The sequence below is a fragment of the Spongiibacter nanhainus genome (genome assembly GCF_016132545.1).
Lineage (GTDB): Bacteria > Pseudomonadota > Gammaproteobacteria > Pseudomonadales > Spongiibacteraceae > Spongiibacter > Spongiibacter nanhainus.
In genome coordinates this window covers 2,735,833-2,750,007 of sequence record NZ_CP066167.1, presented here as the reverse complement: position 1 = coordinate 2,750,007, position 14,175 = coordinate 2,735,833, and the positions used below count along the sequence as shown (strand labels likewise).

Below are 14,175 nucleotides of genomic sequence, written 5' to 3'. Positions count from 1 at the left end.
TGGCTTCGGCCACCTTTTTTTGTGCGCGTAGTTTGTGCCTGTAGATGAAGGACGGACATAAAAAGCGATGTCCACCCTACAGGGTCCATAAAGGTAGGGCGGACATCGTTTTTTATGTCCGCCACGAACCGGCGCTGGCTCTACATTTTCTCTAAGGTAAAGCCATTCTCCTTAATCCAATCGCCGAGTTTACCGGCTTGGCTGTCGTTGCTGATCACCGCGATGCTGGGCTCCACGTCTTTGAGGTAGGTCTGGGTGACCCGCAATAAGTCTTCACCGCTAACCTTGATCACCCGCTCCCGGAACAGTTTGCGCTGTTCGGGGGTGCGGCCAAAGACGCGGTTGTGGTAGTCCTGCTTGGCTTCGCCGGCAGGGGAGCCGGGTTTGTCGATACTGCTGACTACGCCCAATACGGCCTGCTCCAGGGCATCATCGTCGACGGGGGTGTCCAGCATCCAGTCAATGGAGGCTTTGAAGTCAGCCAGCGTGTCTTTTAAGCGTGGGTCCCGATAAGAGAAGAAGCGGAACGCGGCGATGTTGGAGTCTTGCGAGGCGCCGCCACCGTAGGCGCCGCCTTTCTCGCGGATGGCACTGTGCAGATGGCCGTTGCGCAAGTAGACCGCCAACACGGTAAGGGCGGCGGCGTCGGGGTGGTTGGATGTCACCGTGGGATAGGCCGCGGCGCAGAAGTTGACCTGGCTGTTGGCGGACCAGAAAGCTTTGCGGCCTTCCCGGATCTTGCCCCGGTCAAGTGCCGACGCACCACTGGCGTTAAAGTCGGTCCATATCGGCGCGAGGGTTTGCTCCAAGTCGCCCAAGTGCTCGGGCTCGGCAATCAGCAGCATACGGCGGGGATTGGCCAGCATTTTCTGGTGTAGCCGCTTGAGTCGCTGAGCCAGGTCAGTGGCCGCTGCTGCGCTTTGGTCCGCGTCGGCGAGATTTTTAGCCAGCTGTTTGAGATCGCGAATGCCGGGTAGGCCCACCAGCGCGTTGTTGAGCTGGGCCACCGGGCTCATGCCAGCGCTGGCGGCGGCCATGGCCAGACCGTGGCCATTGCCGGTAATCGCGGATTCGCGCCGCGCCCGCAGTTGCATAACGATGTCAATCAGGCGCTTGTGCTCATCGAATCGAACCGACTCTAAGGTATCCCGCATTAGCTGCGCCTGCTCAGACGCGTTGCGCAGCAGGGCTTTGGAGCTGAGGACTAAATACGCTTGCAGTTGCTGTTCATCATCGATGCCGCCGCGCATGCTGCTGTAGGCGCTGATGCCACCACACACTCGGGCCTGGCGGGCCTGGATTTGCAGGTAGTCCTGATCCCCCAGCCCCAGCTCGGTTAGGGCCTGGGTGTAGATGGGCAGAATCGCCAACTCCTCGTCGGACAGCTCGGGCAGGTTGATTAAGATTTGCTGGTAAACCAAGCCGTTGGTACCGCGTCCGTATTGCTCCACAGGTAGTGAGCCAAACTCGGCCGCCTGCCACTCCAATACCGGAATATCCACTGGTACGTCGTCCAGTGTGACCTTGGGCAGAATGCTTTCGTCTTCTTTCAGGGCCTGGCGCTCGGCCAGGTCCTGGGAGCGTTTGATAATTTGTTGAATATCGTCGTCACTGAGGCCGGCCTTGATACGCTCCAGGCGCTGTATCTCGGCGGCTTCGGCGCGGTCGTGGTATTGCTGGTCCGGGCGCAACACCAGGGTCACGCGGTGGGGGTTGTCCAATAACTCTTGGGCCAGCTTGGGTATGTAGTCGCTGTGCTGGATATTTTCCCGCAGGGTGGCCAGCGCCGGATCCAGGTCCAGCACATCCCGGGGGTTGCCGCGGTGAGTGGCGCTGCCCAGGGCGTTAAGGGTCAATTGCAGACCGTAGGGATAGCTATCGCCGCCGATTTCCCGGTGCTGCAGTTCCAGTTGGTGGAGCACGGATTCCACCGTGTCTTGGTCGGCACCGTTCTCTGCGACCTTGGCGATGGTATCCAGAATCAGTTTCTCTACCGCGTCCCGCTGTTCCGGATTGCTGCCCTCCACGCCGCAGGCAAAGACCATCTCCCGCATGGAGTCTTCCAGTCCGCACATGGGGGATGGCGCCTTGCCCAGTTCGGTGGTTTCCAGGGCGTGGAGCAGGGGACTGGCGCTGTTGTCCAGCAGGATGCCGGCCAGCAATTGGGCTTCCAATTGGGTTTTTAGGTCGGTGCTGGTGCCCAGCAGCCAGGCCATCACAATATGGGTCTTGTCTTTGGGATCCTCATCGGCGGGGAGGGGGTAGCCCTCTTCGGCGCGAATCGGTGAGTGGTAGCGCTTTTCATCGGGGACGTGAATATGCCTTTCCAGCGCGTCAAAGCGATGCAGCGCCAGCTCTTCAAAGCGCGCCTGATGTTCCTCGGCAGGAATATCCCCAAAGGTCATAAAAATGGCGTTACTGGGGTGGTAGTGGCTCTCGTAGAAGGCTTTAAGCTCGTCGTAGCTGAGATCGGGAATCGCCTCCGGGTCGCCGCCACTGTTGTAGTGGTAGGTCACGGTGGGGAAGAGGTATTTGGACAAGGTTTGCCACAGCTGGCTGTTGATGGAGCTCATTGCCCCTTTCATTTCGTTGAACACGACGCCCTTGAATTGCAGCTCGGACTTGGGGTTAGTGGGCTCGGCAAACTCCAGGCGGTGGCCTTCCTGGGCAAAGTCCAGCGGGTCCAGGCGGGAGAAAAATACCGCATCCAGATAGACCTGCAACAGGTTGTCAAAGTCTTTGCGGTTACTGCTGGCAAAGGGGTAGGCGGTCCAGTCGGAGCTGGTCATGGCGTTCATAAAGCTGTTTAGCGAACGCCGGATCATCATAAAGAAGGGGTCGCGAACCGGGTACTTCTCACTGCCGCACAGGGCAGTGTGCTCAAGGATGTGTGCCACGCCGGTATTGTCGTGGGGCACGGTGCGCAGGGCCACCAGAAAGACGTTTTCCGGGTTGTCGCTGGCCAGGTGGTAGTGTACCGCGCCGGTTTTTTTGTGGCGGTATTCGCTGAGTTCCAGACCCAGAGCGGCGATCTCCTCCCGGCTCAATAACTCGAAGCTGTCGGTGCGGGTGGGGGTGGCGAGCTGGTTCATAACACTCCTTGCGATGGTGTGGTTGTAGGCGCGTTTACGCCGGCGACGGGGGTTTCCGTCACTGGTAGTTGAAATTGTATACGGTAAATATGGGGCCAAAGTTTGCCGGTCACAAGCCAATTGTCGCTATCGTGATCATAGGCGATGCCGTTAAGTACCGCCTGGGGGTTGAGGCCCTCTGGGACCAGTTCACTGAGGTCCAGCCGCGCCAGCACTTGGCCACTGCGGCTATGAATGATGACGATGTCGTTGTGCTGCCAGCGATTTGCCAAAATGACATCGCCCAGACACTCCAGTTCATTCAGCTTATCCACTGGCTGGCCGCCATCCCTTACAACGATTTTGCGCTTTACCTTCAGGTCGTCTGGGGCTAACCATTGCAGCGTGGCAGTGCCATTGCTCATAACCATGCTGCCGCCCTCTCCCAGGCTCGAGTTATAACACAGGCCCCAGCCCTCGCCGGCGTAGCGGAATCGCGACAGCAGTGCGAAGCTTTCGGCGTCCAGCACCAGGCCCAGGCCGGCCCGCCAGGTGAGCACGTAGAGTCGATCCCGGTAGAGGGTGAGGCCCTCGGCAAACAGCCTTTCCGGCAATGCCACCCCTTTAAGACCAAAGGCCGGCGTGCTCTCCGGCGGAGGAAACGGGTAGGACAACACCCGGGAGCGACCGTAGAGCCCACTGGTCTCGAACAGACGCCCCTTGTACAACTCCAGGCCCTGAGTAAAGAAGGCCGGATTGTGGGGGTAGCGGGCCACAACGTGATAATCCAGCTTTGGCGCCTGGGTAAGGGTCGGACTCGTTGCCGCTTGGGCAAAGCCGGACAGGGGAAGCAGCGCCACCATTGCCACAAAAACAACATGCAGCATGGCCCAACAACCCCTTGAGCTAGGGCCTGGGGCGCAGGAGCGGTATGGAGGACTGGCGGTCATAGCGGCCATGATACCGCTTATCGCCGGTTTCGCATCAGGTCGCGGATCACAAATCGCGCCGGTGACAGGTGCTCACACAGTGAAAATGGCAGGGGACGCAATTCTCGGCACAGGTAACTGGCCAGCAACTCGGCGCACAGCGGGGTGGAGGTTAGCCCCCGGGAGCCGTGGGCGACGTTGACGTAGAGGTTGGGCAGGTAGCGGCCGGGGCGGTCGATATTTTGGCGAGCATCTTTGCGCAGCGGGGCATAGTCCTCTTCAAAGGCGGCAATATCCGGTACTGCGCCGACGATAGGCAGGTAATCCGGGCTGGCGCAGCGCCAGGCGGTTCGACCGCCAAGGATATGGGGCGCGGCCACCAGCCCCGGCGCGATATCGTCGAGCTGGGCCAGGTTGTGCTGGTGGTCGTCGTCGGTAATGGCCAGCGAGTCGGCGTGAAGGTCAAAACTGGCCCCCAGGCAAACTTGACCCTCCACCGGCGGTGCCAGGTAGCCCTCGTGGCAGATCACTGAGCTGGGGCGCTGGGCAAGGTCACTCTCCGGCAGATAGGTGAGCTGGCCGCGAATACGCCGCAGGGGCAGCTCGCCGCAGTGGGGCAACGTGGTGGCGTCATGGCTATTGGCGATCACCACCGCGTCGGCCCGACACAATTCCTGGTTGCGGGCATCCATTACCCGCCATTGATTGCCGTCGGTCTGCCATTGCAGATCGATGGCCTCGCTGTGAGTGATCACGTCGATATTGCTGTCCCTCAGCGCCGCCTGACAGACGCTGCCCGGCACCAGCCAGCCAGCATTGGGGTAAAACAGCGCGGGGCGGTCGATGGCCAGGCCGCAGTATCTTTCGGTGTCGGCGGCATCGACAAAGCGCAGCCAATCGGCCTCGTCTTGGGGGTTGCTTAACTGCTGTTGTAGCCGTTGCCAGTGCTCCCGTTCACGGGGCGTGTTGGCGGTCTGCAGCACCCCGCACAGCTCGCCATCGATGGCGCCGCTATTTACCAAGGGTTGATAGTGCTGGCAGGCATAGAGAAAGCTGCTCAGGGTGAACTGATTGAGGGGCCCCGGTTGGGGTGACAATTTGGTGTACAAAACGCCCTGTGGATTGCCCGAGGCGCCGCTGGCGACTTTGGCCTCCCGCTCGATGACGGTGACCCTAAGGCCGCGTTTGGTAAGGGCCGCGGCGGTGCTGCAACCCGCCAGCCCAGCGCCGATAACTGCAACGGAACTGACCGGATGCTGGGCGGCGGGTTGGTGCCAGGGTAGTTGCTGTGACCGCGACTTGTCTGCTGTGTGCAGAGAGGGTGTGCTCGGCGGGCACTCGGGCGGCTGCTCAGCGCTGGGTGAGTCGGGCCAATGGCCCCTTAGCATTTCCCGTTTGCGGCCATAGCCTTTCACTTTTTCCACTGCAAAGCCGACCTCCCGCAGCCCGCGCTTCACCGCGCCGGCAGCGGTAAATGTGGCGAAGGTGGCGCCTTGGGCGCTGAGCCGGGCCATCGACTGGAACAGTTCTGGCGTCCACATGCCGGGATTGCTGGCGGGGGCAAAACCATCCAGGAACCAGGCGTCCACGCAGGGTAGTCCGCCCGGCTCGGCAAGGTGGGGCAAGATGTTGCCTACATCACCAAAACACAGATCCAGGCAGACTTGTGACTTATTCAACATTCTGCGGTGATGGCCGGGTATCAGACTTGGATAATTGTGCTGTAGTATGAGGCTCAGGTCGCGCAGCGCCTCGGGCCAGTATTGCTGAGCCCGGGCCAGGTCCGCCGGTCGCAGCGGGTGTTTCTCTACCGACAAGTAGTGCAGCGTCCAGCCAGGCGGGGCCAATTGTTGCCACAGCTGCCAGGCCAGCAAAAAATTCAAACCGGTACCAAAACCGGTTTCCACAATGGTAAAACGTCCACCGGCCGGTGCCAGCTCGGACCAGCGCTGGGCTAGGGCATTGTGATCGAGAAAGACGTAACGGCTTTCCTCCAGACCATTGTCGCGGGAAAAGTACACATCGCCGAAGGGCGCAGCGACGGGGGTATGGTCGTCGTCCCATTGGATTTCGGCGGGAGTCAGATGATAAGGATTTGGGGAGTGTTCCACAGAGCTGTATGCAGGGTGATGACCGGCGGAGCGCTATTGTAACAGTGTTTAACCGAGTCTCTAGTTACTGTGTTTCTCTTTGCTTCACTGACGGCCGCAGCGGTTGCCGACCTGAGCGTCATTCAGTTGCCGGGTGGCAGCTAATGCATCATCTGCCGGGCCATGCCGCATTGTATGCCGCTTTGATAGCTACACTATTGACCGCCTTGCTGGCGGCACCGGCCCATGCCAAGGCGGTAGATGCCCAGCGCCAGGCGGTGACCTTGTCATTGGCCACCGAGCCCCCCACCCTCAATAGCGCCGTAGCCACCGATACCATAGCCAACTTTGTGCTCTCTCACCTAATGGAGGGCTTGGCAGCCTATGGCCCAGAGGGAGAGCTGGTGCCGGGCATTGCCGAGCACTGGCAGCTGACTGAGCAGGGCGCCACTTTTTGGCTGCGCCGGGATGCCCGTTGGAGCGACGGCAAGCCGGTCACCGCCCACGACTTTGTGTTTGCCTGGCGCCATGCGCTCAAGCCCGCCACCGCCTCCCAATACGCTTTTATCTTCTATCCCATCGCTAATGCTGAGCAGGTCAATAATGGGGAGCTACCGCCGGAGGCTCTGGGGGTGCAGGCGGTGGGCGACTATCAATTGCAGGTAAGGTTTAAGCAGCCCTGCCCCTATTTTCTCAGTCTGACCGCGTTTATGACCTTTATGCCGCTGCGGGAGGATATTGTCGATCAGTGGGGGCGGCGCTACGCGGCGGATGCCGACAAGATGGTCTTTAACGGGCCCTTTAGTCTGGAGACCTGGGTCCACGGTGCTCATTTGCGGTTGCGCAAAAACCCCTATTATTGGAATGCCGGGCAGGTGCGTATCGAGGAAATCGATATGCCGTATATCACCAGCGATCCCAGCGCCCAATTTAATTTGTTTCGGGATGGTCGCATTGCCTTGGCGGCGCTGGATACCGGTTTGATGGGCGAGGCGGTGAGCCGCGGTTACGAGATTCACGACTTCCATACCGGCTCGCTGTTCTTTCTGGAGTTTAACTTTCGCGAAGGGCGGATTACCGGCAACTGGGCCTTTCGCAAGGCGATTCAACACCTGCTGGACCCCGCCATGTTGGTGAACAAAGTGATCGGCCTGCCGGGCATCAAGCCGGCCTATTCGCTGTTTCCGGTCACCGTCAAAGGGCTAAAGGGCAGCTTTCGTCAGGAATATCCCGCCCCTAGGGTGAAGCCGGATATCGCAGCCGCCCGGCGCTACCTGCGCCTGGCCAAAGAGGAACTGGGGCTGGAGGAGATTCCGCCGCTGATGCTACTGGCCGGGGACAGCCCTCGGGCCACCCAAGAGGCCGAGTACTACCAGTATCTATTTCGTACCGGGCTGGGTATTGAGCTTCGCATCGATCAGCAGGTTTTTAAGCAGCGTTTGGAGAAGATGCGCCGGGGCGATTTTGATATTGTCGCCGCCGCTTGGGGTCCGGATTACGACGATATTATGACCTTTGCGGATCTGTTCGCGTCCTGGAACGACAATAACCGGGGCCGCTACCACAACGCTGAATACGACCGCCTGATCCGGGTCGCCCAGCAGACCAGCGATCCCCGCCGGCGTTTTAAGGCCATGGCCGGTATTCAGCAGATCGTGGTTGAGGATGTGCCGATCTTGCCCACCTACGAGAACGGCGCGCTGTATGTGCAGCACCCTCGGCTGCGCGGTGTGCGCCGGGCGGTATTCGGCGGTGACCCCAACTTCCGCTACGCCTGGATTGCCGACTGATGGCGGCCTTTATCCTGCGTCGACTGGGCTGGGGGCTGCTGACGGTGTGGTTTATCGCCACTGCCACGTTTTTTGCCATGCACGCGGTGCCCGGTGATCCGTTGACTCAGGAAAAGGCCATGTCGCCGGCGGTCCGGGCTCAGCTGGAAGCTCGCTATGGCTTGGACAAACCCCTGGCTCAGCAGTACTGGCTGTATATCACCAGTATGCTGAGGGGGGATTTTGGCATTTCGTTTACCCAGGAAAACCGCCAGGTTAACGACATCATCCGCGAACATTTTCCGGTGTCGGCAGTGCTGGGTATTGCCGCCATTCTGATCGCCCTGGTGGGCGCGGTGGCGGCGGGGACAGTGGCTGCAATCTACCGCAACCGCTGGCCGGATCGGCTGGTCATGCTGGGGGTGATCGCCGCCATCTCGGTGCCGGGTTTTGTTATTGCCGCTCTGGCGCAACTGGTGATTGTGCAGCTTAATCAATGGAGCGATAGCTCACTGATCCCGGTGGCGGGCTGGGGCGGCCTGTCCCATGTGTGGGTGCCGGCGCTGGTATTGGGCCTGGGTACCATGGCCTACCTGAGCCGGCTAATGCGAGCCTCAATGTTGGAGGTGCTCAGCGCCGATTACATCACCGCCGCCCGGGCCAAGGGCTTAGGTGGTTTTCGGCTGTTCTGGCGACACCAGATACGCAATGCGGTGCTGCCGGTGGTGACCGAATTGGGGCCCACCATTGCCGCTATTACCACCGGTGGTTTTGTGGTGGAGCTGATCTTCGCTATCCCCGGCCTGGGCCGATACTTTGTTCAGGCAGTGCAGCAGCTGGACTACACCGTGATCATGGGCACCACGGTGTTTTACGGTGCCTTCCTGGTGTTGGTGGTGGTGCTGGTGGATATCAGTTATGGACTGATTGATCCCCGTATTCGTCAGTACCGGGGGGCAGATTCATGAGTCTTTCCCCGTTTCGCTTCTTGCCCTGGCAGCCGGCGCAGATGCAGCAGCCGGACGTATTTTATCGCCGCCCCAAGCCCTCATTGTGGTCGTCGCCGACGGTGGTGATCGCCGGTGCGGCAGTGGTGTTATTGGTGGTGTTTGTCACCCTCGGGCCGCAGCTGTGGCGGCAGGACCCAGCCCAGCAGTGGCTGTCGTTGACTTCCCAGGGGCCGCTGCCCAGCCAGTGGGCGATGGTGGTGGATGACCACGGTCAGTGGCAGCCGCGGCGCAAGGTCAAACACCTGACAGTGCGGGCCGCCAATACTGAATATGTGCGCCTGCAATGGCCAGTCCTGCCCGATGTGGAGCGCTACCAGATTTACCGGGGGCCGGCGGATGAACCCGGCATCGGTCTGCCGCTGGGGACCACCGCTAAGGGGCACTACGAAGATGTGCTGCAGCTGCGACGACAAATCTACCGTTATACGGTGGTGGATGCTGACCGCGGGCTGCAACTGTTTGCCCTGGATGTTCGCCCCAAGGTGGCGATCTCGCTGTTTGAGGCCCAGCTCCAAGGCCTGGTGCCGGTGTCAGTGGGGGACAGCTATCCCAGCTATGTAGAGTTGCCCGGGCACCCGCTGGGCACCGATGCGCTGGGCCGGGATATTCTGGCCCGGCTGATGGCCGGCGGGCAGACCTCGCTGTTTGTCGGTGTGGTGGCGCCGCTGCTGTATATCAGTTTTGGTTGCCTGCTGGGCGCGGTGGCGGGTTTTGCCGGTGGTTGGGTGGATCAGGCCACCATGCGGCTGGTGGATTTTGTTATCGCCTTACCCTTTCTGTTATTTATGATTTTGCTGCGGGTGGCCTTTGGCATTGGCCCGGGGGAAAACGGCATTTTCCCGCTGATTATCGCCATGCTGATCCTCAGTTGGCCGGGCACGGCGCGGCTGATTCGCGGTCAGGTGTTAAGTTTGCGCCAGCAGCCTTTTGTCGAGGCGGCGCGTCTGGCTGGCCTCAGTAATCTGCATATTATCTTCCGCCATGTGTTCCCCAATGTGCTGCCCTTGATTCTGGTGGCCTTTAGTTTTGCCATTCCCCAGGCGATTTTTACCGAAGCGTTTTTGTCATTTATCGGTATGGGGGTGGCGCCGCCCACCACCTCCTGGGGTGCACTGTGTAATGACGGTATAAAAACCCTGCTGTCTCACCCCCGACAATTATTGCTGCCGGCCTTGATGATCAGTATTTCGGTGCTGGCCTTTAATATCCTCGGCGACGCGCTGCGGGATCTCACCGACAAGCGCAGTGGTGGGGTACCGCAATGAGTTTTAGCGCCAAGCGAGCCAAAACCCGCCCCATGGCCACCCGCAAAACCGACACCCTGGTGGATGTCCGGGCTCAGTCGGTGCGCATCGGCGAGGTCCACCCGGTACGGGATGCTTCACTGCATTTGCGCCGGGGAGAGTGTCGGGCGCTGGTGGGGGAGTCCGGCTGTGGTAAGTCCGTGACGGCGATGAGCCTGCTGGGGTTATTACCGCCCGCAGCCTCGGTGGACGCCGAGCGGCGCCTGTTCGACGGTGAGCCGCTGCCGGCCCTGGGCAGCAAGGCCTGGCGGCAACTGCGGGGCAACCGCATTGCCATGATCTTTCAAAACCCCATGACCGCCCTGGACCCCACCCAGCAGATTGGCCAGCAGATTGCTGAGCCGCTGCGGGAGCACAAAGGCATGGGGCGTAGAGAAGCCCGGCATCGGGCGATCGCTTTGTTGGAGCGTTTGGCCATCCCTAACGCAGAACAGCGCGCCCGACAGTACCCCTTTGAGTTTTCTGGCGGCATGTTACAACGGGCCATGATCGCCATGGCCATCGCTTGCGAACCCCAGTTACTGATTGCTGATGAGCCCACTACCGCCTTGGATGTGACGGTGCAAACCGAAGTGCTGGCGCTGCTCAGAGAGTTGCAACGGGAGCAGGGCACGGCGCTGTTATTTATCACCCACGACCTGGGGGTGGTGGCCAATATTGCCGACAGCGTGTCGGTGATGTACGCCGGGCACACGGTGGAATCGGGCCCGGTAGAATCGATTTTTACCGATACTGCCCACCCCTACACCCAGGCTCTGCGTTCGGCAGTGCCCAGCTTGCAGAGCCAGCGGCTGTTGCGGCCGATAGCCGGCACGCCGCCGGATTTGCGCGGGGAAATTGGTGGTTGCCCTTTTGCGCCGCGTTGCGACCGGCGCATGGCCATTTGCGATGAGATGCCGCCACATCTGGCTGGCGGTATGAGACAAGGAGAAGGGGGTGACCACCATCTCAGCCGTTGTTGGTTGCTGCACCCCGATCACCCCGGCCCCGGTTATGTGCGGCGACCCCCATCGCCAGCGGTAGAAGCTGCTGGGGACCAGGGAGACTTTCAGCCATGACCCATCCAGCGTTGGAAGTCCGTGCTCTGCGCCGGCTGTTTCGCCAGGGCGATCAGTATCTCAGCGCGGTGGACAACGTCAGCTTAACCCTGCAGCCCGGCGAAGTGCTGGGCTTGGTGGGGGAGAGTGGCTCCGGTAAATCCACCCTGGGCCGGATTATTGCCGGCCTCTTACCCCGCAGCGCCGGCGAAGTCTGGGTGGATGGCGTAGCGCTGCCCCAGCACAGCCGCAGTGGCGATTTTCGGCGCCGGGCCCGCACTGGTCACCCGGTGCAGATGGTCTTTCAAGACAGCTATGCCTCCCTCAACCCCCGGCTCACTATTGGCGAGAGCCTCGGTGAACCGCTGATGATTCAGGGCGCGCGGAGGGCGGAGATCGAGCAGGCAGTGGAATACTGGCTGACCCGGGTGGGGCTGCCGGCGGAGGCCGCTGAGCGTTACCCCCATGAGATGTCCGGCGGGCAGCGGCAGCGGGTGGGCATCGCCCGGGCCTTTATCAGCAAACCCAAGCTGGTGGTTTGCGACGAGCCGGTATCGGCGCTGGATGTGTCGGTGCAGGCGCAGATTATTCAACTGCTGCGGGATATTCAGCGAGAGCAGGGCACCGCCATGCTGTTTATCGCCCACGATCTGGCGGTGGTGCGCTACCTGGCGGCGCGAACCGCGGTGATGTACCTGGGCGAGATTGTCGAGCTGGGTGACAGCCCGGCGCTATTTTCGGTGCCGACTCATCCCTATACCCGGCAGTTGCTGGCCGCCCATCTGGAGCCTGAACCGGGCTCCAGTGCCGCCTTGGATACCGTCGCTGCCCCTGCCGCCCGGGCTTTGCCCCTGAGCGGCGATCGTGGCTGCCGCTTTGCGCCGCGTTGCCCTTTTGTGGATACCGGCTGCCGGCGGGCACCGCCCTGGTTGCAGCTGTCCAAGGCAGGCACCGAGGTGGCCTGCCATCGGCTGAGGGTGGTTGAGGCTGCCGATTGTTAGGATGCAATCCTTGAACCCTAAACCTCGAGCTCTAATTCTTAAAAAATGTCCACTGTGTTGACAGTGAAAACAATTGCCGATAGCTTGCTCGCTTTGTGTCGGCAGGCTTGGTACTTGTGCCAGTCAGGCGTACAACTACTATTATCGATAATACGTACAAACAACGCGGCAATTCAGCACACAATAAATCTAGGGGGTCGGTTTTGTCACAGCTACTTTCAGAACGCATAGCGCAGGGGCAGCAGAAGGTGGGGATACCCACTGAGGTAGACCTGGGGCAGTTTGCCAACCTGGTGTCGATGTTCGACCACTGCGTCAATACCTTTGCCGACAAACCGGCCACGTCTTGCCTGGGGCACACCCTGAGCTACGGCGAATTAGAGAAGCTGTCGGGTCAATTCGCCAGCTTCCTGCAAAATCACACCGACCTGAAGTCCGGCGATCGCATCGCCATTCAGCTGCCCAACATACTGCAGTACCCCGTGGTGCTGTTTGGTGCCATGCGCGCGGGCTTGATTGTGGTGAATACCAACCCGCTGTACAGCGAGCGCGAACTCAAGCACCAGCTCAATGACTCCGGCGCCAAGGCGATGGTGGTGCTGGCTAACATCGCCAAAACAGCGGAAGCGGTGATTCCCGAGACTGGGGTGGAAACCGTGATTGTCACCGAAGTCGCCGACCTGCATTCGCCGGTTAAGCGGACACTGATCAACACGGTGCTCAAGCATATCAGGAAGGAAGTGCCTAAGACCTCCTTTGACAATGTGCTGTCACTGCGTCAGGCCCTGAGTAAAGGCAGCAGTGGGCAATTCACCGCCGCGGCGCCAGATGCCGAGGCCCTGGCTTTGCTGCAGTACACTGGCGGCACCACTGGCGTCTCCAAAGGCGCGATGATCAGCCACCGCAACCTGATGGCCAACGTGCTGCAAAGCAAGTCGTTGTTTGAGAGCTACGGCCTGAAAATGGGGGAGGAGACCTTTATCGCGCCCCTGCCGCTCTACCATATTTACTCCTTTATGCTGGCTTTCGTGGTGATGCTGCAAGGCAACCACTCGGTGTTGATTCCCAACCCCCGGGACCTGGACTCTTTGGTCAAGGCCATGGGTAAATGGTCCTGGACCGGCATGAGCGGCATCAACACCCTGTTTGTGCAGCTGTGTAAGCATCCCGGCTTCCGGGATCTGGATTTCTCTAAGGTCAAAGTCACCCTGTCCGGCGGGATGGCCCTCACCGCCGGTGCCGCCAAACAGTGGAAGGAAATCACCGGCGCCGAGGTCTACGAGGGCTACGGCCTAACCGAAACCTCGCCAGTGGTCTCCATCAACCCAGGCGGCCACAACCAGATTGGCACCATTGGTCTGCCGCTGCCGGGCACCGAGGTGAAACTGGTGGACGACGACGGCAACGAAGTGGAGTTGGGCGAGCGGGGCGAACTCTGCGTGCGGGGCCCCCAGGTGATGATGGGCTATTGGCAGCGTCCCGATGAAACCGAGAAGACCATCAAGGACGGCTGGTTGCACACTGGCGATGTGGCGGTGGTGCAGGAGGACGGTTACCTGAAAATAGTTGACCGCAAGAAGGACATGATTCTGGTGTCCGGCTTTAATGTCTATCCCAACGAGATTGAAGATGTCCTCAGCGACCATCCCAATATTGCTGAATGTGCGGCAATAGGCGTGCCGGACGAAAAATCCGGTGAAGTAGTGAAGATCTTTGTGGCGCCTAAAGAAGGCAGCATCGACGAAAATGAGCTCAAGGGGTTTTTGCGTGAGCGCCTGACGGGCTATAAAATGCCGCGCTATATTGAAGTCCGGGACGAGTTGCCCAAGACCAATGTCGGCAAGGTGCTGCGCCGCACCCTACGCGACGAGGAACTGGCCAAGCGGAGCGAATCCGCCTGATCCCGATCCACATAGCAATAGAAAAGGCGCCACGACGGCGCCTTTTTTTATGGTTCTCGCCAA

Annotated in this window: 9 protein-coding genes; 6 read left to right on the top strand and 3 right to left on the bottom strand. The window is 60.3% G+C overall.

Annotation, left to right across the window (positions count from 1 at the left end; all coding sequences use genetic code 11):
• Positions 1 to 140 precede the first annotated feature (140 nt).
• From I6N98_RS12580 to mnmC, 3 genes are all read right to left on the bottom strand, one after another.
• A complete protein-coding gene (locus I6N98_RS12580) occupies positions 141 to 3,092 on the bottom strand; it encodes an insulinase family protein (protein ID WP_198568697.1) in 2,952 nt (983 codons plus the stop codon).
• Complete coding sequence (locus I6N98_RS12575) at positions 3,089 to 3,958, bottom strand: glutaminyl-peptide cyclotransferase (RefSeq protein WP_198568696.1); 870 nt, start codon at positions 3,956 to 3,958, stop codon at positions 3,089 to 3,091. Before I6N98_RS12575 ends, I6N98_RS12580 begins: the two co-directional genes overlap by 4 nt.
• An 80-nt stretch (positions 3,959 to 4,038) precedes the next feature.
• Positions 4,039 to 6,111, bottom strand: a complete 2,073-nt coding sequence (mnmC, locus tag I6N98_RS12570; protein WP_198568695.1) for a bifunctional tRNA (5-methylaminomethyl-2-thiouridine)(34)-methyltransferase MnmC2/FAD-dependent 5-carboxymethylaminomethyl-2-thiouridine(34) oxidoreductase MnmC1 — start codon at positions 6,109 to 6,111, stop codon at positions 4,039 to 4,041.
• 143 nt (positions 6,112 to 6,254) lie between these two features.
• Between mnmC and I6N98_RS12565 the strand changes: the two genes are divergently transcribed.
• The 6 genes from I6N98_RS12565 (at position 6,255) to I6N98_RS12540 (ending at position 14,112) form a co-directional block, all read left to right on the top strand.
• Positions 6,255 to 7,880 (top strand): peptide ABC transporter substrate-binding protein, encoded by a 1,626-nt coding sequence (locus I6N98_RS12565; RefSeq protein WP_198568694.1) that lies wholly within the window; start codon positions 6,255 to 6,257, stop codon positions 7,878 to 7,880.
• The gene (locus I6N98_RS12560; RefSeq protein ID WP_198568693.1) at positions 7,880 to 8,827 is read left to right on the top strand and encodes an ABC transporter permease; all 948 of its coding nucleotides are present in this window, start codon (positions 7,880 to 7,882) and stop codon (positions 8,825 to 8,827) included. Before I6N98_RS12565 ends, I6N98_RS12560 begins: the two co-directional genes overlap by 1 nt.
• Entirely contained in the window at positions 8,824 to 10,134 is a 1,311-nt protein-coding gene (locus I6N98_RS12555; RefSeq protein WP_198568692.1) for an ABC transporter permease, read from the top strand. The genes I6N98_RS12560 and I6N98_RS12555 overlap by 4 nt, the downstream gene beginning before the upstream one ends.
• Positions 10,131 to 11,231 (top strand): ABC transporter ATP-binding protein, encoded by a 1,101-nt coding sequence (locus I6N98_RS12550; protein ID WP_232787332.1) that lies wholly within the window; start codon positions 10,131 to 10,133, stop codon positions 11,229 to 11,231. Before I6N98_RS12555 ends, I6N98_RS12550 begins: the two co-directional genes overlap by 4 nt.
• Entirely contained in the window at positions 11,228 to 12,211 is a 984-nt protein-coding gene (locus I6N98_RS12545) for an oligopeptide/dipeptide ABC transporter ATP-binding protein (RefSeq protein ID WP_198568691.1), read from the top strand. Before I6N98_RS12550 ends, I6N98_RS12545 begins: the two co-directional genes overlap by 4 nt.
• Before the next feature lie 203 nt (positions 12,212 to 12,414).
• Positions 12,415 to 14,112 (top strand): AMP-binding protein, encoded by a 1,698-nt coding sequence (locus I6N98_RS12540; protein WP_337924595.1) that lies wholly within the window; start codon positions 12,415 to 12,417, stop codon positions 14,110 to 14,112.
• Positions 14,113 to 14,175: the final 63 nt, after the last annotated feature.